Source organism: Gemmatimonadota bacterium, from assembly GCA_016704275.1.
Taxonomy (GTDB): Bacteria; Gemmatimonadota; Gemmatimonadetes; order Gemmatimonadales; family GWC2-71-9; genus Palsa-1233.
This window is the reverse complement of the sequence record JADJAK010000002.1, coordinates 221,849-239,879: the sequence shown is the minus strand read 5'-3', so window position 1 is coordinate 239,879 and position 18,031 is coordinate 221,849. Positions and strand designations below refer to the sequence as shown.

General features: G+C 69.5%; 16 protein-coding genes and 5 tRNA genes. 18 read left to right on the top strand and 3 right to left on the bottom strand.

What is annotated here, in order from left to right; translation table 11 throughout:
- Positions 1-378, top strand: coding sequence for a hypothetical protein (locus IPG05_04840; GenBank protein MBK6494411.1), 378 nt, complete (start codon positions 1-3; stop codon positions 376-378).
- A 95-nt stretch (positions 379-473) separates the two neighbouring features.
- On the opposite strand, the gene IPG05_04835 is transcribed toward IPG05_04840, so the two are convergent.
- Positions 474-1,370: an alpha/beta fold hydrolase gene (locus tag IPG05_04835; protein MBK6494410.1), complete on the bottom strand. Its 897-nt coding sequence runs from the start codon at positions 1,368-1,370 to the stop codon at positions 474-476.
- 32 nt (positions 1,371-1,402) lie between these two features.
- Here IPG05_04835 and icd point away from each other — a divergent pair, with 32 nt between their 5' ends.
- Genes icd through IPG05_04820 form a run of 3 tightly spaced genes read left to right on the top strand, consistent with a single transcriptional unit; the run spans position 1,403 to position 5,758 of the window.
- A complete protein-coding gene (icd, locus tag IPG05_04830; protein ID MBK6494409.1) occupies positions 1,403-2,674 on the top strand; it encodes an NADP-dependent isocitrate dehydrogenase in 1,272 nt (423 codons plus the stop codon).
- A 31-nt stretch (positions 2,675-2,705) separates the two neighbouring features.
- On the top strand, positions 2,706-4,646 hold the full coding sequence (locus IPG05_04825) for a hypothetical protein (protein MBK6494408.1): 1,941 nt from the start codon (positions 2,706-2,708) through the stop codon (positions 4,644-4,646).
- Complete coding sequence (locus tag IPG05_04820) at positions 4,643-5,758, top strand: HD domain-containing protein (GenBank protein MBK6494407.1); 1,116 nt, start codon at positions 4,643-4,645, stop codon at positions 5,756-5,758. Before IPG05_04825 ends, IPG05_04820 begins: the two co-directional genes overlap by 4 nt.
- Here IPG05_04820 and IPG05_04815 read toward each other — a convergent pair.
- Positions 5,728-6,666, bottom strand: a complete 939-nt coding sequence (locus IPG05_04815; protein MBK6494406.1) for a COX15/CtaA family protein — start codon at positions 6,664-6,666, stop codon at positions 5,728-5,730. The two genes, IPG05_04820 and IPG05_04815, sit on opposite strands and share 31 nt — an antisense overlap.
- A 512-nt stretch (positions 6,667-7,178) precedes the next feature.
- On the opposite strand from IPG05_04815, the gene IPG05_04810 reads away from it, so the two are divergent.
- From IPG05_04810 to IPG05_04745, 14 genes are all read left to right on the top strand, one after another.
- The gene (locus IPG05_04810; GenBank protein ID MBK6494405.1) at positions 7,179-9,020 is read left to right on the top strand and encodes an ATP-binding cassette domain-containing protein; all 1,842 of its coding nucleotides are present in this window, start codon (positions 7,179-7,181) and stop codon (positions 9,018-9,020) included.
- Positions 9,017-10,375, top strand: coding sequence for an HlyD family efflux transporter periplasmic adaptor subunit (locus IPG05_04805; GenBank protein ID MBK6494404.1), 1,359 nt, complete (start codon positions 9,017-9,019; stop codon positions 10,373-10,375). The genes IPG05_04810 and IPG05_04805 overlap by 4 nt, the downstream gene beginning before the upstream one ends.
- A 32-nt stretch (positions 10,376-10,407) precedes the next feature.
- Positions 10,408-11,784 (top strand): TolC family protein, encoded by a 1,377-nt coding sequence (locus IPG05_04800; protein ID MBK6494403.1) that lies wholly within the window; start codon positions 10,408-10,410, stop codon positions 11,782-11,784.
- A gap of 1 nt (position 11,785) precedes the next feature.
- Complete coding sequence (locus IPG05_04795) at positions 11,786-12,652, top strand: DMT family transporter (GenBank protein MBK6494402.1); 867 nt, start codon at positions 11,786-11,788, stop codon at positions 12,650-12,652.
- Positions 12,649-13,311: an aminotransferase class IV gene (locus tag IPG05_04790; GenBank protein MBK6494401.1), complete on the top strand. Its 663-nt coding sequence runs from the start codon at positions 12,649-12,651 to the stop codon at positions 13,309-13,311. Before IPG05_04795 ends, IPG05_04790 begins: the two co-directional genes overlap by 4 nt.
- Before the next feature lie 42 nt (positions 13,312-13,353).
- Positions 13,354-13,427 (top strand) — tRNA-His (locus IPG05_04785).
- A gap of 62 nt (positions 13,428-13,489) precedes the next feature.
- Positions 13,490-13,562 (top strand) — tRNA-Trp (locus IPG05_04780).
- A gap of 56 nt (positions 13,563-13,618) precedes the next feature.
- Positions 13,619-13,691, top strand: a tRNA-Glu gene (locus IPG05_04775).
- 23 nt (positions 13,692-13,714) lie between these two features.
- A tRNA-Glu gene (locus tag IPG05_04770) sits at positions 13,715-13,786 on the top strand.
- An 11-nt stretch (positions 13,787-13,797) separates the two neighbouring features.
- Positions 13,798-13,870: transfer RNA gene (locus IPG05_04765), tRNA-Lys, on the top strand.
- Positions 13,871-14,070: 200 nt separating this feature from the next.
- A complete protein-coding gene (locus IPG05_04760; GenBank protein MBK6494400.1) occupies positions 14,071-15,156 on the top strand; it encodes a hypothetical protein in 1,086 nt (361 codons plus the stop codon).
- Positions 15,157-15,262: 106 nt separating this feature from the next.
- Complete coding sequence (locus tag IPG05_04755; GenBank protein MBK6494399.1) at positions 15,263-15,820, top strand: hypothetical protein; 558 nt, start codon at positions 15,263-15,265, stop codon at positions 15,818-15,820.
- Positions 15,821-16,111: 291 nt separating this feature from the next.
- Complete coding sequence (locus IPG05_04750; protein ID MBK6494398.1) at positions 16,112-16,924, top strand: hypothetical protein; 813 nt, start codon at positions 16,112-16,114, stop codon at positions 16,922-16,924.
- 109 nt (positions 16,925-17,033) lie between these two features.
- Positions 17,034-17,486 (top strand): hypothetical protein, encoded by a 453-nt coding sequence (locus tag IPG05_04745; protein MBK6494397.1) that lies wholly within the window; start codon positions 17,034-17,036, stop codon positions 17,484-17,486.
- On the opposite strand, the gene IPG05_04740 is transcribed toward IPG05_04745, so the two are convergent.
- Positions 17,470-17,976, bottom strand: a complete 507-nt coding sequence (locus IPG05_04740; GenBank protein ID MBK6494396.1) for a paraquat-inducible protein A — start codon at positions 17,974-17,976, stop codon at positions 17,470-17,472. The two genes, IPG05_04745 and IPG05_04740, sit on opposite strands and share 17 nt — an antisense overlap.
- Positions 17,977-18,031 lie beyond the last annotated feature (55 nt).

Sequence of the window (18,031 nt, the reverse complement as noted above, 5' to 3'; positions counted from 1 at the left end):
TTGGAACGCTACGCCATTTACCGCCTGCTGCATCTGGGCGGCATGTTTGCAATGTTCATGGGATTGGGCGGCATCGCCCTCCACGTCGCCAACGGCGGCACCAAGGCGTCGAACACCGCCCGGAAGCTGCTCGCCTCCGTGCATGGCGCGGCGCTCTTCGTGATCCTGCTCGGCGGCTTCGGCATGTTGGCGCGCCTGAAGCTGGTGCAGGGTGGCGGCCTCCCCGGCTGGATCTACCTCAAGCTCGCCATCTGGGTCATCATGGGCGCGATGGGCACGGTGATGTATCGCGCCCCGAAGGTCGCGCGCTGGATGCTGGTGCTGCTCCCGCTGCTCGGCATGGCGGCGGCGTGGATCGCGGTCTCCAAGCCGATCTGACCCCCGCGGGCTGATGCCGGTATGTGTAAGGGCGACGCATGCGTCGCCCTTGCCGGCATCGCACCGATCCCGATAGGGCGACGCATGCGTCGCCCCTACGGCGTCCCCCCAACCCGCAGGAAGTCGACGACGGTGTCGATCACCGCTCGGTCCCGCAGAATCGCGCGGTGGCCGAGCTTCTCCGTGGTGTGCAGGATGCTGCCGCGCCACGCCTCGGCGAGCTGCTTCCCCTCGGCGTAGGGCACGTCGGAGTCCTGCATGTCGTGGACAATCAGCGCCGGCTGCGTCAGTTGCCGCGCCAGCACCGGGAGATCGAGGTCATCCCAGGTCAGGCGCAGGCGGTGCTGCATGTTCCGCTGCATCCGGGTGTAGATCCCCTCTGGCAACTCGAAGGTGTCGCGGAAGCGGACGAGCCACGAGGTGATGTCGGCGGGGGCGGCGATCAGGACGGCGCGCGAGGCATTGAGGCCGCGGGCCAGCGCGAAGATCGAGGCGGAGCCGCCGAGCGAGTGCCCGACGACCGCGTGCAGGGGGCCGTGGTGGTCGCCGACGGCGCGGATCGTCGCGGCAAACTCCGGCATCGTGGCCCGCCACCCCGTCGAGCGGCCGTGCCCGGGGGCGTCGTACGCGACCACGCGCATGCCCGCGTCGAGCAGCCCTTTGGCCAAGGGGGCAAAGCGCCCCGCGTGGCTCCACCAGCCATGGGCGACCACCACGATCGGCCCGTGGCTGCCCCAGGCATAGCCGGCGATCGTCTGACCGGCGGCACGGACCGTGAACCGTGCGGCGGTGCCGAGCCAGGCCGCCTCGTCGGGGCGGGGGGCCGGCCGCGAGGTCTTCACGAAGAGGGCCTCGGCGATCCGCGCCGTGGCCCCGGGGGCGATCCGGCCGAGGGCGCGGAGGGCCGCGCGGGTCGTCATGACCCGCCGGTCGGCGCGCAGGAGCGGGTGGCCGGGCGCGAGCGTGGGCGAGGGGGTCGGGTCGTCGGCCATCCCGGAACATACTGGGACGCTATATTTGCCGGATGCCCACTCCATCCCACGCCCCGGTCTTCACGACCCTCGCGCCGCCTACCGACGGCGAACAGATCACCCTTGTCGATGGTGTCCTGCAGGTTCCCGACGCCCCGATCATCCCCTTCATCGAGGGCGATGGCACCGGCCCCGACATCTGGCGCGCCTCGCAGCATGTCCTCGATGGCGCGGTGCGGATCGCCTATGGCGGGAAGCGACGGCTGGCCTGGTTCGAGGTGTTCGCCGGCGAGAAGGCCAAGGACCGCTACGACTCCTGGCTGCCCGAGGACACGATCACGGCGATCAATCACTACCTGGTCGCGATCAAGGGGCCGCTGACCACGCCGGTCGGTGGCGGGATCCGCTCGCTCAACGTGGCGCTTCGGCAGCAGCTCGATCTCTATGCCTGCGTCCGCCCGGTCCGCTGGTTCACGGGTGTCCCATCGCCGGTAAAGGATCCGGGCGCCGTCGACATGGTGATCTTCCGCGAGAACACCGAAGACATCTATGCCGGCATCGAATACGAGGCGCACTCGGCCGGTGTGAAGAAGTTGATCGCCTTCCTGCAGCAGGAGATGGGCGTCAAGAACATCCGCTTCCCCGACTCGTCGGCGATCGGCATCAAGCCGGTGTCGGAAGAGGGCTCGAAGCGGCTGATCCGCGCGGCGATCCAGTACGCGATCAAGGAAGGGCGGCCCAGTGTGACGCTGGTCCACAAGGGCAACATCATGAAGTACACCGAGGGCGGCTTCCGCGACTGGGGCTACCAGCTCGCGCGCGAGGAGTTCGGTGCCGTCGATCACGAGGGCGGGCCGTGGCAGGTGCTGCCGAACGGGATCATCATCAAGGACGTGATCGCCGACGCGATGCTGCAGCAGGTGCTGACGCGGCCGCGCGACTACGGCGTGCTCGCCACGCTGAACTTGAATGGTGACTACATCTCCGACGCGCTGGCCGCGCAGGTCGGCGGCATCGGCATCGCGCCCGGGGCGAACATCAACTACGTCACTGGCCACGCGATCTTCGAGGCGACCCATGGCACCGCGCCGAAGTACGCCGGCAAGGACATGGTGAACCCGGGCTCCGTCATCCTCTCGGGCGAGATGATGCTGCGCCACCTCGGCTGGCACGAGGCGGCGGAGCTGGTGTTGAACTCGCTCGCCACGACGATCGGCCAGAAGCGCGTCACCTACGATTTCGAGCGGTTGATGGAGGGCGCCACCAAGCTCTCGACCTCGGCCTTCGGCCAGGCGATGGTGGACAACATGGTGGCCCCGACCTGAGGATGGGGCGGCTGCTCACGGATGGCACCGCGTGAGCAGCCCCGGGAAGGGTGCTGCCCTCCCCAAGGCCGTGGCACTCGTGCTGCGCGACCTCATCAACGCCGTGGGCAAGGCCACGATGTACCCGGCCAACCACCGCTTCGTCACCGATTCCGCCGCGCAGCTGGTCGATCGACTCACCCCGCTGGTCCTTGAACGCGGCGCGCTGACCCTCGGTGTCACGCCGAAGGGCTTCCTCCTCGATGGCGTCGCCGTCGATCCGCTCCCGCCCATCCTGCGCGAGTTTGCCGCGCGGCTGCATCGCAAGAATGTCGGCACCATTCGCGTCGCCGAGGGCGTGACCGCCACGGAAGTGACGGCGATGCTGGCCGCCCTGGCCGACCACGATGCCGCCGAACATGTCGGGCGCGACGGCTGGCGATCCGAGTGCATCCGGATCGACCCGCTCCTCTATGATGTCGTCGGCTTCACCGACACCCCGTTCGATCATGAACTCGACGAGGCGTTCTGGGGCGAGCTGGTGGAGGCCGCCTTCGGGCGCCGACTCACCGATGTCGAGGGCACCCCGACCACCGCGCAGGTCGCCGAGGCGATCACCGAGCGGGTCGAACGGAGCCCTGAAGAGGCGCGGCGCGTCTTCGAGGCGCTGGCGTCCTTTTCGTCGGCCATCGCGATGCGTGGCGACCGCGGCCCGGTTGGCGCCCGCAAGCGCTTCACCGAGGTGCTCGGTGCGCTGGCTCGCCCGACGCAACTGCACCTGATGCAGGCCGCGCCCTCGCCAAGCGCGCGCCGCCGATTCCTCGCCGACACCCTGCGCGTGGTCCCCCCGACGCTGCTGCTCCAGTTGCTCGAATCGGTGGCCGAGTCCGACGGCGAGCCGATCTCGGCGCATTTGCGATGGCTGCTCGGCAAGCTCGCCCTGGGTCCCGACGGCAGCATCACGGCGACGGCCTCCTTCACCGCGCAGGTGCTGGGCATCGTGGACCAGTGGGAAGGGACGGACGATCCCGAGCCGGGGATCGCCGATGACCCGCGCCTCCTCCTGGAACCGGTGCGCACTGTGTCACTCGGTCTGGAGCTCGCCACCGCCGGGCGCTCCGTGCTGGTGGCCGCGCGCCTGATGCGCGACCGCGGCCAATTCGTCGAGGTGCTGCAACTCGCCGATGCGCCCGGCGTCGATCAGGCCACGGCCGATGCCATTCTTGCGGCCGTGTTGGACCCCGGGCTGCTGACCCGTCTCCTCACGGCCGCGACCCCCGATTTTCCGTTGATCGAACGCGTGGTGCAGCGCAGCAAGGAGGCCGCGGTCCCGGCGCTGCTCGAGGGGATCGAACGCGCCGACAGCCGCACCGCGCGCCGCAAGATGCTCGACCTCCTCACGCATGTCGGTCCCGGGATCGCGCCGGAATTGGTGCGGCGACTCGATGGCGCGCCGTGGTACCTCGCGCGCAACATCCTGGTCGTGCTGGCGCAGCTCCCGCCGGTGGAGGATCCGCAACCGGTCCTGCATGCGCTCCACCATCAGGAAATCCGGGTGCGACAGGAGGCCCTCAAGGTGCTGCTCCGGCACCCGGCCACCCGCGAGCGCGCGATCAGCGACGTCCTCGAAGGGGGCGACGAGGCGCAGACCCGCATCGCGCTCACGTCGCTCGGCGGGCAGTGCCCGCCGTCGCTCGTCGCCCCGGTGCTGGCCGTGATCGGGCACCCGAATCCGGAACTGCGGTTGCAGGCCGTGCGCCTGCTCGCCGACTCGCCGAGTCCGCTGGTCGTGCCGCAGTTGCTCACGCTGGTGCGCACGCGGGGCGGACTCCTCCGCCGGCTGCGCCTCCTGCCTGCGACGCCGGTGATGCTCGAGGCGCTTGAGGTGCTGGCGAAGCGCTGGGCCAATCACCGACCGGTGATCGCCGTGCTCCAGCTGGCCGGTCGCTCCTCCGACCCGCAGGTGCGCGCGGCGGTTGGGGGCAGCGCGTGAGCCACGCCGTCCGCTTCCTGCACGCGCTCGCGCATGCGCTCGCGACGATGGCGCTCTACTCGCCCGGCCATCCGGCGGGACGCCGTGCGCAGGAACTGGCGCTGGACGCGTTGCGTGCGCTCCTCGCCGCCGATCCCGATCCGATCTTCCTCTTTCTTGGCGGGCCGCCGATCTATGCCGGGCGGGCGCTGCACGAACTCGGCGACTGGCCGTGGGGGCCGCGCTTCTCCGACATCTCCGTGCAGCGGCTCCAGTTCGATGGCCTCGCCACGTCGGAGTCGTTCGCGGCGCTGCTGGAGCAGTTGCAGGCGCGTCTCGCGGGCAGCGACGCCGCCATTCTCGGCGAGGTGCATCTCCCCGGCATCTCCTTCGGCCCGGTCGCCGTCGAGGCGATGGCGTCGGAGGAAGCGGTGCTCACACCCGAGGCACCGGAAGAGGGCGAGCCGCTGGTCTCCGTGGACCTCCGCGAAGAGCTCGAGGCGATGCGCTTCGTCCTCACTGAGGCACGTGCCGGCCGCGTGGCGCGCGCGGAGGCGGAGGCGATTGCGCGGATCCTGGCCGGGTTGGTCGAGCAGTATCTCCTGCCGCAGGCCACCGTGGCCGACGGTGGCGAACCCGCGGCTCACGCCGTCAACACGGCGCTGCTGACCATGGCCGCAGGCCAGCGTGCGGGGCTCGAGGGGCCCGACCGGGTTCGACTCGGGGTGGCGGCACTCTGGCATGACGTGGGGATGATGCGTTTGCCGGCGGAGTACGGTGCAAAGACTTCGCTCTCACCCGACGAGCGTCGGATGGTGGAGCGGCATCCCGTGCTCGGCGCCGAGCTCCTGTTGCAGGCCGGTGGGAGAGGGCTTGAGCTGTCGGCGCTCGTCGCGTTCGAGCACCACCTGCGCCCCGATGGCACCGGCTATCCCACTCGGCACTTCGGCCATCACCAGCACTGGGCCTCCGCCCTGGTGGGCGCGGCGGCCGCCTACACGGCCGTCCGCGCCCCCCGCCCCTTCCGAGAGGCGTGGGGCGCGGCGCGCGCGATGCACTACCTCGAGTCCGGCGCCGGCACCGTCTTCGATGCCGGCGTGGCTCAACTCCTCGCGGGACTCGTCGCCGCCTGATCGGCGGCAAGCGCCGCACCGACCCACAGCACGGCGAGCCAGAGCAAGTCGGCGGTGAGCAGGTGCAGCAGCTGCAGCGGCACCGGCACCAGCAGCACCAACGTCGCCACCCCCAATCCCCACTGCGTCACCACCAGTCCGGTCAGCGTCCGACTGGCGCGCGTCGTCATCGGGTCAGGCCGCCACTTGGGGGCGGCCAGTGAGAGCAGCAGGAGGCCGGTGCCCACCGTGACGGCAAGGATCGGGTGCCACATCCGCAGCCTGATCAGCGGATGCGCGGCGGGGTCCTGATCCTGGGCGAGCCCGGCCTGGAGCGAGCTCGCGGGGAAGAGGGTGTCGCCGAGCGAGACGATCGCCCCGGTCGTGCCGACCACGATCAACCCCAGCAGCCCGACCACCGGCCACCACGCGCGGCCCTGCAGGCGTACCATGGGGTGACCGGCACTCCACCACCCGGTCAGGGCGATCGCGGCCAGCAAGAGCTGCGTGTTGACCAGGTGCGCCGCGAGGGACCACGCGCGCGCCATCGAGGCGTTGTCCGCCACGAGTTCGAACTTCACCAGCCCGGCGCCGATCGCGGCTTCCATCAGCATCAGCACCATCGCCGCCACGGCGGCACCGCGGGCACGATGGCCGGGCGCCAACAGGCGACGCGTGCCCACCAACAGTGCCACCACGAAGAGCAGCGCCACCCCGCTGGTGACGCGATGGGTCAACTCGACGATGGTGTGAAGCGTCGGCGACTGCGGGATCACCTGGCCATTGCAAAGCGGCCAGTGGTTGCCGCAGCCGGCACCCGAGCCGCTGGCCCGCACAAACGCCCCCCAGATGATCACCAGCAGGTTCACACCGAGGGTCCACCAGGCGAGGCGGGCGAGTCGAGGCTGGGCGTCCGGAAGCGTCGTCATGGCAGAACCAATAGCACCCTCCCATCCTCAGCGGGACCCGGGGTCCTCCGGGGACGGTCGGGGAACCTCGAGGCCCCGCGGGGGTACGCCCCCTTGATCCCCGGGATGGTTCTCGGGTGCACCCCGCCGAGCCATGCCCGCGCGGGGCGCGGTGTATCTGTATCTGGAGGCCGAGGAGGTACCATGGTGGGGGCCAGAGTCGACCAGGTTGTGGCGGCCGTGCTGACCGGGATGGGCCGGACCGTCGTGCGGGCCGGCACGGAGTCCGAGCGTCACAGCGACACCCTCGCCGGCCTCCTCGAGGTCGCCGCGACGGAGCAGCTGGCCTTCCTCCAGCGCGAGGCCTCGCTGCCCGCCGTGACGGAAACGCTCCAGGGTCGGGTCCTCCCGGCCGTCCTCTGGCGGAGCGATGCCTTCGCCGTCGTCGTCGCGGCGACCGACCGTGACGAGTTGCTGCTGACGATCGCCGACCCCTCCGGCGCGACCCGTGAAGAGCCCTGCCCCTCACCGAGGTGGTCGCCCGCCTCACGGCGCTCGGCGCGGTGGGGGCGGGCCCGACCCTGCTGCTCACCCCGTTCGAAGTCCAACCGGTGCTCGGGGCCGGTTCGACCGAGGAGCACGGCGACGCGCATCCCACGCCGGTGCAGCGTCTCTGGCAGTTGCTCCGCCACGAGCGCAGCGACATCGGCCTCGTCTACCTCTATGCCACCCTCAACGGCCTGATCTACCTGACGCTGCCGCTTGGCGTGCAGTCGATCACCGGCCTCGTCTCCGGCGGACTGATCCTGCAGCCGGTCGTGTTGCTGATCCTCTTCGTCATCTTCGGCTCGCTCGCCTCCGGCGTGCTGCAGCTCCTGCAGCTCAGCGTGGTCGAGCTGCTGCAGCAGCGCATCTTCGCGCAGCTCGCCTTCGAGTTCGCCTTCCGCCTGCCGCGGGTCCGCCTCGAAAGCGTGCGCGACGAATATCTGCCCGAGGTGATGAACCGCTTCTTCGAGTCGGTGATCATCCAGAAGTCGCTCGCCAAGCTGCTCACCGAGTCGACGACGGCCGCGCTGCAGGTGCTCTTCGGCCTGGTGCTGCTGACGTTCTATCACCCGTACTTCGCGGCCTTTTCGCTGCTGCTGCTCGCCGTGCTCGCGCTGATCTTCCGGGTCTCCGGCCCGCGCGGCCTGGCGACGTCGATCGCCGAGAGCGCGGACAAGTACGCCGCGGTGCGCTGGCTGCAGGAGATCGGCCGCTCGATCACCGCCTTCAAGTTCGCGGGGAGCAGCGCCTTCGCCGTCGAGCGGATGGACCGCCACGTCACCGACTATCTGCACCACCGCAAGGCCCACTTCCGCGTGCTGGTGCAGCAGGCAATGGGGATGGTGGTCTTCAAGACGGTGGTGATCGGCACCGTCCTGATCCTCGGCTCGCTGCTGGTGATCAACCGCCAGATCACGCTGGGGCAATTCGTCGCCTCGGAGATCGTCATCGTGATGGTGATGGCCGGGATCGAGAAGCTGATCCTCTCGCTCAGCACGCTCTACGACATCCTCACCTCGGTCGACAAGGTCGGCCATGTCTCGGAGCTCCCGGTCGAGCGCGATGGCGGCACGGCGCTCGCTGCGACATCGCCGGCCGGCATGACGCTGCGCACCCACGACCTGCGGTACCGCTATCCCGGCGCGCCGTCGGCCGCGGTCGATGGCATCACGCTCGACGTGGCCGCCGGGTCGCGCGTGGTGATCACCGGCTTCGACGGTGCGGGGCAGACCACCTTCCTGCGCGTGCTGGCCGGGCTCTACCACGACTTCGAGGGCGGCCTCGCGTATGACGGCCAGCCGGCACGCTCGCTCGAACTCGCCGCCATGCGCAGCCAGGTGGGGCAGCTGCTCTCCGCCACCGACCTCTTCGACGGCACCCTCGCGGAGAATCTGCGCGTCGGCCGCGCGCATCTGAGCAACGCCGATCTGGCCGCGGCGCTGGACGCCGTCGGCGCCGGCGATTGGCTCGCCACGTTGCCCAACGGCCTCGACGCACCGATTCGCTCCGGTGGCCGCTCGCTGCCATCGCACCTCGTGGCGCGGCTGCTCCTCGCGCAGGCCATCGTCGGGTCGCCGCGCCTCGTGGTCATGGACGACTTCTTCCAGAACCTCGAGGCGCAGACGCGCGACCTCTTCGTCGAGCTCCTGATGGATCGTCGGCGGCCGTGGACCGTGATCGCGGTGTCGCATGACCAGGCGTTCCTCGCGGCGGCCGATCGCGTCCTGGTGATGCAGGCCGGTCGGGTGGTCGCCGATGGTCCGCTCGACGAAGTGTCCCGGACGCCGGCGGCGAGCGCGATTCTCGGCGCGGTGGGGGTGACGTCATGAGCGCCACACCCGATCTGAGCCGCGATCCGGAAGGACTCGGGCTGCACGCCCCGAGCCTCCTGCGCACTCCCCGCCACCACGGCGTGCTGCGCCGCTGGCTGCTCGGCATCGGCCTCGTCGTGTTGGTGATCCTCTTCCTCCCCTGGCAGCAGTACGTCTCGGGGAAGGGCGCGGTGATCGCCTACCGTCCGGAGGATCGCCCGCAGTTGGTCAACAGCGCGATCGCCGGCCGCATCACGACATGGCACGTCGCCGAGGGGCAGTTCGTGCGCCGCGGCGACCCGATCCTCTCGCTCGCCGAGATCAAGGACGACTACCTCGACCCGTCCACCGCCGATCGCTACGGCGAGCAGGTGGCGGCGAAGCGGATGGCGGCGACGGCCAAGGCGGCGAAGGTCTCCGCGCTCGACCTGCAGATTGCCGCGCTCACGGAGGGGCAGGGGCTCAAGGCGCAGCAACTGCGCACCAAGATCGAGCAGGTGCGCTTCACCGTCGTCGCGGACTCGGCCGCAGTGGAGGCCGCACTCCTCGACAGCGCGGTGGCGATCCGCCAACTCGGCGCACAGGAAGCGCTGTATCGCGAAGGGCTGAAGAGCCTGGTGGAAGTCGAGGGGGCGCGGACGCGGGCGCAGTCGGTGGCCGCGCGCGTCGCCTCGGCGCGCGGCACGTTGGCGAAGAGCCGCGCCGAGCTGGAGAACGCGACGCTCGAAGTGCGCACGGTGGCGGCGGAATACGCCGACAAGCTGGCGAAGGCGCGCGGTGATCGCAGCGCGACCTCGGCGGAGATGCACGAGACCCGCGCCGACATCGCCAAGCTGCGCAACAGCGAGGCGAACGTCCGGCTGCGCAACGGGCTCGCCACGGTCACGGCGCCGCAGGATGGCTACGTCGTGCGCGTGCTGCGCGCCGGCGTCGGCGAGACGGTGAAGGAGGGCGAGGCCGTCGCGACCGTGATGCCGAACGCCGCCGACTTGGCGGTGGAGCTGTACGTCAAGGCGATGGATGTGCCGCTGCTGCGCCCCGGCCGCAAGGTGCGCCTGACCTTCGATGGCTGGCCGGCGCTGCAGTTCGCGGGCTGGCCGAGTGTTGCGGTCGGGACGTTCGGCGGCATCATCGCGGTGATCGACCAGATCAACGCGCCGGATGGCACCTACCGCATTCTCGTCCGCCCCGACGGCACCGACGAGCCGTGGCCCAGTTCGCCGTCGCTCCGCGTGGGCTCCGGCGTCGTGGGCTGGGCGATGCTCGACGAAGTGCCGATCTGGTACGAGTTCTGGCGCACCCTCAACGGCTTCCCGCCAACGGTGCAGCAACCCGCGCCTGGTGCGACGCCGAAGGGCGGCGGCGGCAAGTGAGGTGGCTCGTCGGAGTTGCGCTCTTGGTGGGCATGCCACGGCCCGTGCTGGCCCAGTCGCCGGTGCTCTCGCTCGATTCACTGCGCGCCGTCGTTGCCGCCCATCATCCGGTGGCGCGGCAGGCGCAGCAGTTGGTGCGCCAGGCCGATGGTGCCGTACTCGCCGCCACCGGCGCGATGTTCGACCCGCAGCTCTCCGCTTCGTGGGAGCGGAAGGCGTTCGGCGGCCGCGAGTACTACAACTATCTCGAGGCCGCCATCAAGGTCCCGACGCCGCTTGGCATCGACCTCAAGCTCGGCCTCGAGAAGACCAGCGGCCAGTATTTCGCACCGGACCGGCGGACTCCCGCGCAGGGGCTGCTCTCGCTCGGCCTCTCGATGCCGATCGGGCAGGGAATCATCACCGATCGTCGGCGGGCCGAGTTGGGTGCGGCGCGCGCCAAGCGGGAGGGCGCCGCCGCGGCGCGCGAGGAACTCCTCAACGCGCTGCTCCTCGAGGCAACGACCGCGTGGGCCGAGTGGTACCGCGCGGAGCGCCTTCTCGAGATTGCGCGCGAGGGCCGCACGCTGATCGACGTGCGCAGTCGGGGCATCGCGGCGCGCGTGGCGCGCGGCGACCTGGCGGCCGTCGACACCATCGAAGTCCGGCTGGAGGTGGTGCGTCGCGAGGCGACCCTTGCCCTGGCCGAGGCCGACGCGGCGGCGGCACGCGCCCGCGTAGCGACCTACCTCTGGGACGCAGGCGGCGACCCGCTCGAGTGGGATGCGGCCACTCGCCCTGGGGTGGCGCCGACCCTGCTGCGCCCCGATTCGGCGTGGCTCGCCGCTGAACTGACCCGCGCCCTCACCATGCACCCGAAGGTCCGGAAGGCGCGCGCCGACGGCGATGCGGCATCGGCGGTCCGACGCCAGGCGAGCGCCGAGCTCTTCCCTGACCTCGAGGCGGAGGTGGCGCGCCTCGCGGACCGGGATGGGGTCGCTGGCCTCTCGGACTTCCCGTCCGGCGCCGGCAACTACAAGTTTGGGCTCCGGGCCAGCACGGGCCTGCTCCTGCTCAAGGAGCGCGGCAAGGCGGGCGAGGCGTCGGCGAAGGACCGGATCGCCGCCCTCATCCTCGCCGACATTCGCCGCGACGTGGTGGCAGAGGCTCGGGCCGCGGCGGCGGGCCTCGAAGGTGCCTCCCGGGCAGCAGGGTGGCAGATTGAGGCGGTCGCGTTGGCCCGACAGCTCCTGGCGGCCGAGCAGCGGCGCTTTGATGCCGGCGAATCATCGCTCTTCCTGGTGAATCAGCGCGAGCGCGGATTGCTCGACGAAACGACCAAACTGGCCGATGCTGAGGTGAAGCGTGTCGCCTCGGCGGCCAAGCTCGCCACCGCCCTCGGATACCCCGCCCGACTCCCGGAGTCCTGACCTGTCCCCACGCCTCCAGATCGCGATCGCCGCCTTGCTCTTCTCGACCGGTGGTGCCGCGATCAAGGCGGCCCAGCTGACCGGGTGGCAGATCGCATCGTTCCGGAGTGGCGTGGCGGCGCTGGCGTTGCTGGTGGCGGTGCCGGCGGCTCGCAAGGGATTCGGCTGGAAGACCGCGCTCGTTGGCATCACCTACGCCGTCACGCTGGTCACCTTCGTGCTCGCCAACCGGCTGACCACCTCCGCCAACGCGATCTACCTCCAGTCGACCGCCCCCGTCTACCTGCTGCTGCTGGGGCCCTGGCTGCTGCGCGAGCCGATCTCGCGTCGTGACCTGCCGATCCTTGCGGCGGTCGCGACGGGGCTCGCGCTGGTCTTCCTGGGGGTCGATGTGCCGAGCGTGACCGCGCCGGATCCGGTCCGGGGGAACCTGCTCGCGGTGGTCAGTGGCGTGGCCTACGCGGTCATGCTGATCGGCCTCCGCTGGCTCGGGCGCGATCCCGCCACGCAAGGGCATGGCGTCTCGGCGGTGATCCTCGGCAACCTGATCGCATGCGTGGCCGTGCTGCCGTGGGCGCTGCCGGTGGGGCCGACGCCGATGGCCTCCTGGGGCGTGATCCTCTATCTGGGGGTGTTCCAGATCGGCGGCGCGTACCTGCTGGTGACGAGCGGCCTCAAGCATGTGCCGGCGCTCGATGCGTCGCTGCTGCTGCTGGTGGAGACGGCGTTGAATCCGGTCTGGTCGTGGTTGCTGCTGCGCGAGGTGCCGTCGATGATGGCGCTGGCGGGCGGCGCGGTGATCATCGTCGCGACGGCGTGGCAGGCGTTGCGCGGCACGCGCGTGGCGGAACCCGTGGCGGTCATGTGAGCGCCCCGCAGGCGGCGACGACGCTGCTGGAGACGGTGCGGGTGCGGAACGGCGTGGCGCCGCTCTGGCCGCTGCACCTGGAGCGACTGCACCGCAGTGCCGAGGCGCTGGGCATCGCCGTCGGCGAGCTGGCGCGGCCGGAGGGTGGCGACGACCGCATCGTGCGCTTCGAGGTGAGTGACGGGCTGGTGCGCAGTACTGAGCGCGAGGTCGGGAGCACGGCGCCGCTGGCGTTGGTGACGGCGCACGTGCCGCATCAGGGGTATCCGCACAAGATTGCGGCGCGGGCGTGGCTCGAGGCCGCGCGGTTGCCGACCAAGTCGCAGAGCACCGACGACGTGCTCTTTTTCGACGCCGAGGGGTACCTGGTGGAGGCCTCGATCTGGGCCATTGGCTGGTGGGACCGGGAGACGCTGGTCTTCCCGCCGTTGGCGCTGGGCGGGCTGCCGTCGGTGGCGCGGGCGCGGCTGGCGGAGACGGTGCGCGGGGGGATCGCGACGGGGCGGCTCCGGCGGGAGGAGATCGCGGGGACGGCGCTCTTGGCCTGCAACGCGGCGCGTGGGGTGGTGCAGATTGCCGCGTTGGACAAGGACGCGGTGGTGGCGAACATGCGGACCCTGGCGGTGGGGAAACGGTTCTGGGAGCGTCGCGACGCTTGACCCGGAGGGCTTCGGGGGCCATTTTGGGCGTCCGTTGTCGTGGTGCTTGTAGCTCAATTGGTTAGAGCGCCGGATTGTGGTTCCGGAGGTTGCGGGTTCAATCCCCGTCAGGCACCCTGGAGAGAGTCGTAGGTCATAGGTCGTAAGTCGTAGGTCGTACGGCGCAGGGTGTTTGCTTAGGTCCGTAGCTCAATTGGTAGAGCACCGGTCTCCAAAACCGGGGGTTGCAGGTTCGATTCCTGCCGGGCCTGTTGGGGGTTGATCTGCCTCCCGGGCGGGGTATATTGGCCGCTCTTGGTTAGGCCACGGCGCTATCGTCTAGGGGCCTAGGACACAGCCCTCTCAAGGCTGGAACACGGGTTCGAATCCCGTTAGCGCTATGCAGGGGAACCCAGGGGAAGTCGGCCCCATCGTCTATCGGTTAGGACGCGACCCTTTCAAGGTCGAGAGACGGGTTCGATTCCCGTTGGGGCTACTGCAGGAAGCGCCTCGATAGCTCAATTGGTAGAGCACGTGACTCTTAATCACTAGGTTGTAGGTTCGAGTCCTACTCGGGGCATGGCCAGCCGCCCGTCACTCAGCAGAGTGGCGGGCGGTTTGGTGTTCTGGACCGCCACCCCTCCCGGCGCCGCCTAGGCGCCGTACCTTTGTGGTGTCAGGCGTGCTCGGTGCCGGACGCGTTGCGGCACGTCACTCCTCCTCAATGACAGAACTCGGGGGCCTCGAGGCTTCCGATCCACGCGCTCGCACGGGGTGAGGATGAAGCTCTTCATCGCCGCAACCCTGACGCTCGCTCCCCTCAGCGCGCTCATGGGCCAATCACCCCAACCCCTGCGGGTGGTCCCCTGGCCTGGCGCCGAGGGCGTTGATTGGGTGTCGGCGGGTGCAATGGCGGTCTCCCGTGCTGGCATCGTTGCCGTCGCTGAGGGAGCCGACTGGCAAGTCGTCCTCTTTCCGGTGGGCGGGCGTGCTCCAACGCGAATCGGTCGGAAGGGTGAGGGCCCCGGCGAGTTCGAGTCGATCGGACGGATCGGCTGGCATGTCGATTCGCTCTGGGTGAGAAACCAGCGAAAGCTCTCCCTCTTCTCGCCCAGCGGTCAGTTCATCCGGGACATTCCAATTCCATCTCCCCAGTTGGCGCTCCCCGGCCGCGAACCGGAGCGCCCCCTTGCCGGGGACGTGCTGGCGCTTGGCGCCGGCGATCAGATGCTGCAACTCGTGACCACCCGGGCGCAGGCGATCGTGGTCGGCACCATCGGGCCCAGTGGTCTCCTCAATCGAGCCGCGATGTCGATCGAGCCGCCGAAGTGTCCGGGACAGGATGTGCCCGGCGCGATCCGGATGCCATTCTGCACCAAGCCGTTGGTGTCGGCCTCGGCCAATGGCCGTTGGATCGCGTCTGTTGTATTGGCCTCTCGCGCCGCGGGCCGTGTCGCGATGAACGTCACGGTGACGGATGAAGCAGGAACGGTGCGCTGGGCCCAGAAGCTGGACTTCGCCGAGGTGCCGATTTCGCGCCAGTTCGCGGACAGCATCCGCGGCGTGATCGCCGGATACCGAGGCACACCGCCAGATCTCGCGGCCAAGATCCGCGCGGCGGAGATGTCGACGTTTTTCCCGCCGGTCACCGACGTGCTCGTGGGACCGGACGGCGAACTCTGGCTGCGTGTCCGCACCGCGCCGAATGGATTCGTCTGGCAGCGACACGACGGTACCGGACGCATGATCGGTCGAGCGAGCGCGTCCCCGCGCCTGGAGTTGCAGGCTGTCGCGGGCATTACGGCGTGGGGTGTGATGCGAGACGCCGATGATGTTCCGCAGGTGGTGCGGGCCGTCTGGCCGTAACGTGTTTCCCTCGCTCGCTGCCTGCTCCGGCGGGATCGGCGGTAAGCTTGGGGGGCAACTTGCACCCATCGTACACCCGGATCGGATCTTCCGAGCTGAGGGTCGCATGACACGCTATCTCGTGTTGCTGATTGGCCTGCCCGGTTGCGGATCACCCGACCGCGCCACCCCAGACTTCAGTCAGGACTCGACCGCTCGACAAGCCGCCACCCAGACCGTCAGCAGCGCCGCCGTCGATGCGGTCGTCGCACGCAATCGGCCCGCCATCGTGCTCGTCGAAAAGGACCGCGTCATCTGGGTGGGAGACTCCGCGGGGCCGGCGATGGCGCAGGCGGCTTGGGCGGACTTCGTGCGCGAGGCGAGAATACCTGGCGTGGTCCCAGCACTCCTCACTCGTGACGTAGAGTCCATCCGCGTGAGTCGCTGGCAATTGCGCGGCGAGGTGACGGACACGGCAGTGATTGCCCTCTCGGGCATCGGCTTCTCCCCGTCCGGGGACGAGGCGGTCCTGCTGGTCGACTACCGCTGCGGGACTCGATGCGGCGTTGGCATGATCTGGACGCTGCAGCGCCGGGGCGAGTCGTGGGACGTCACCAAGTCCGATACGGTCTACCGCAATGGTCCCCGCGGTCGGGAACCAGTGCGCATGCGGCAGCAGCGCTAATCCAGAGAGGTCTTTCGATGCGAACCACCTGCCAAGTGATCACACTTGGATTGACCCTGATAGGGGCCACTCCCGCCGCCGCCCAGGTCCGCACGATCGACCTGACCGGGCGGCCGGCGGCGACGATCTCCACGCCTATCAGCAGCGTGAGCCGAGGCGCGGAGTTGGCGAACGGCAAGTTCGTCTTCGTCGATGGGGGTGAGGTCGCGATTCGGGTGGCGGACTTCTGGCGCCGATGCGCTCCGCGCCCTGTCGCGGACGGGCGGCGGTCCGGGGGAATATCGACGGCCGATGGAGGCCCTTGCCGACGGGAAGGGTGGTGCGGTCGTTCCCGATGGCGCGCTCGGACGCGCGGTGCTGATCTCGGGTGGCGCAGAGGTGGTTGGAACGGGATTCGAGCTGCAGACCACCGGAGTGATCCCGGGCATGATCCGCGGCTTCGACCCCCAGGGCCGCGCGTATCGCCGAGGGCGTGCCGCAGCAGCGGGGCGCGATTCACTTCCCATCGAGCGGTGGGACCCGGCGACCAAGACGGTGGCAGTTCTCGCATGGCAACAGCTGGTGCGCGTGCAGCCCACGCCGATGCGGAAGCTCCCCGACGGGAGAATGGGTGGGGAAATCCTCGCCGCTCCCGAGCTCTTCCCGATGCGACCAGACTGGATGCCACTCTTGGATGGCAGCGTCGCGATCGTCAATCAGGCCCCCTATCGGGTGGACGTTGTCACCCCAGCGGGGAAGCGAATCGTCGGGCCGGTCGTGAAGTACCAGCCGATCAAGGTCACCAGCGCCTACCGGACGTGGTGGTCGAAGAGTCAGTTCCCCGCGCAGGATGACATGTTTCCAGCCGTGCTCCCCCCCGTCGATGGCCTCATGTCCCAACTCCGTGCCTCAACGGAGGGGGAACTCTGGGTGCCGCGCCTTCGTGACTGGAATGACTCGCTGCCGAAGTACGACATCTTCGACAAGACGGGGACTCTCACCGGTCGGGCGGTCCTGAAACCGCACTCGCACGTGATCGGTTTCGGCCGCGGCGTGATCTACGTCGCGCGGCAGACGCCGGACGATGATTTTTGGCATCTTGAGAAGTACCAGGCGAGACCCTAGCCGCCGTGGCTCCCCCTGGCTGTGGTTCTCCCCCCGACCGATCCGTCCCATATTGCATGCGATTCCAACTCGTCGGCCCCCGTCCCCTTCAGCCCGCGTGAGTTGCCCCATGTCCCGTCGTCCTGCCTCCGCCATCTCTCGGCTCGCCGCTGCATTCCTCCTGACCCTCGCCACGCCCGCGTTGGCCCAGAAGCCAGCCGCTGAGCCATCCGCCGCCGCGCTCGTCGGCACCTGGGTCGGGAGCGTCACCGTGCCGTTCGGCGACAGCTCGATCGTGGCGCCGGTGAGCTACACATTTGTGACAGTACCAAGTGGATTGGGTGGCACGGCGATGGTGCCGGGGCAGGGGAGCGGGACCATCTCCAACGTGGTGCGCACTGGCGCACGCGTGCAGTTCCGCGTGACGGTCGCGGCGGCGACGGCGGCAGCCGCAGGCGCGACCTCCACCGGCCCCAAGTTGCTGGAGCACGACGCGAAGCTCGGTGCCGATGGTGCGCTGGAAGGGCTGGTGAACCTCGCCGGTCAACCGGTGGCGAAGTTTAAGATCACGCCGAAGAAGTAGCCTGCGGGTCGTCGAGCTCGAGAAGCTGGAAGGCGAGGTTGGAGACGAGGCAGTACGCGGCAAAGAAGTAGAAGCCCTGCCCGGCCACCGCCGAGAGATTGGCGGTGCCCTTGGCGGCGAGCAGCGCGATCAGCATCCCCACGGCAAAGACGTCGGCCATCGACCACTTGCTGATGGCGCGCACGAAACGAAAGAGCCGGATGCGCTGCGCGGCGTTGCGCAGCGTGAAGATCGGGATCAGTAGCGCCGCCTTCGTCACCGGGATCAGGATGCTGAATACCACGATCAGCCCGGCCACGAAGTCGTTGCCCGACTGGTGCAGGCTCCGCACCGCGCCGACGACGCTCCGCGTCTCGTTCGACAGCTCGCGCGTCTGGCCGAACATCTCCATCGTGGCGCGAATCGTCAGCGCCGGCTTGACAAGGCCGGGCCAGAGCAGGATGACGGAGCCGATGGCCAGGGCGATGGCGAGGCGGTTGCGAAGACTCATGCTGCGAAAGTAGCGCGCCCTCCGGCGGCGTGCCATCCCACCCCCCGAGGCCCTG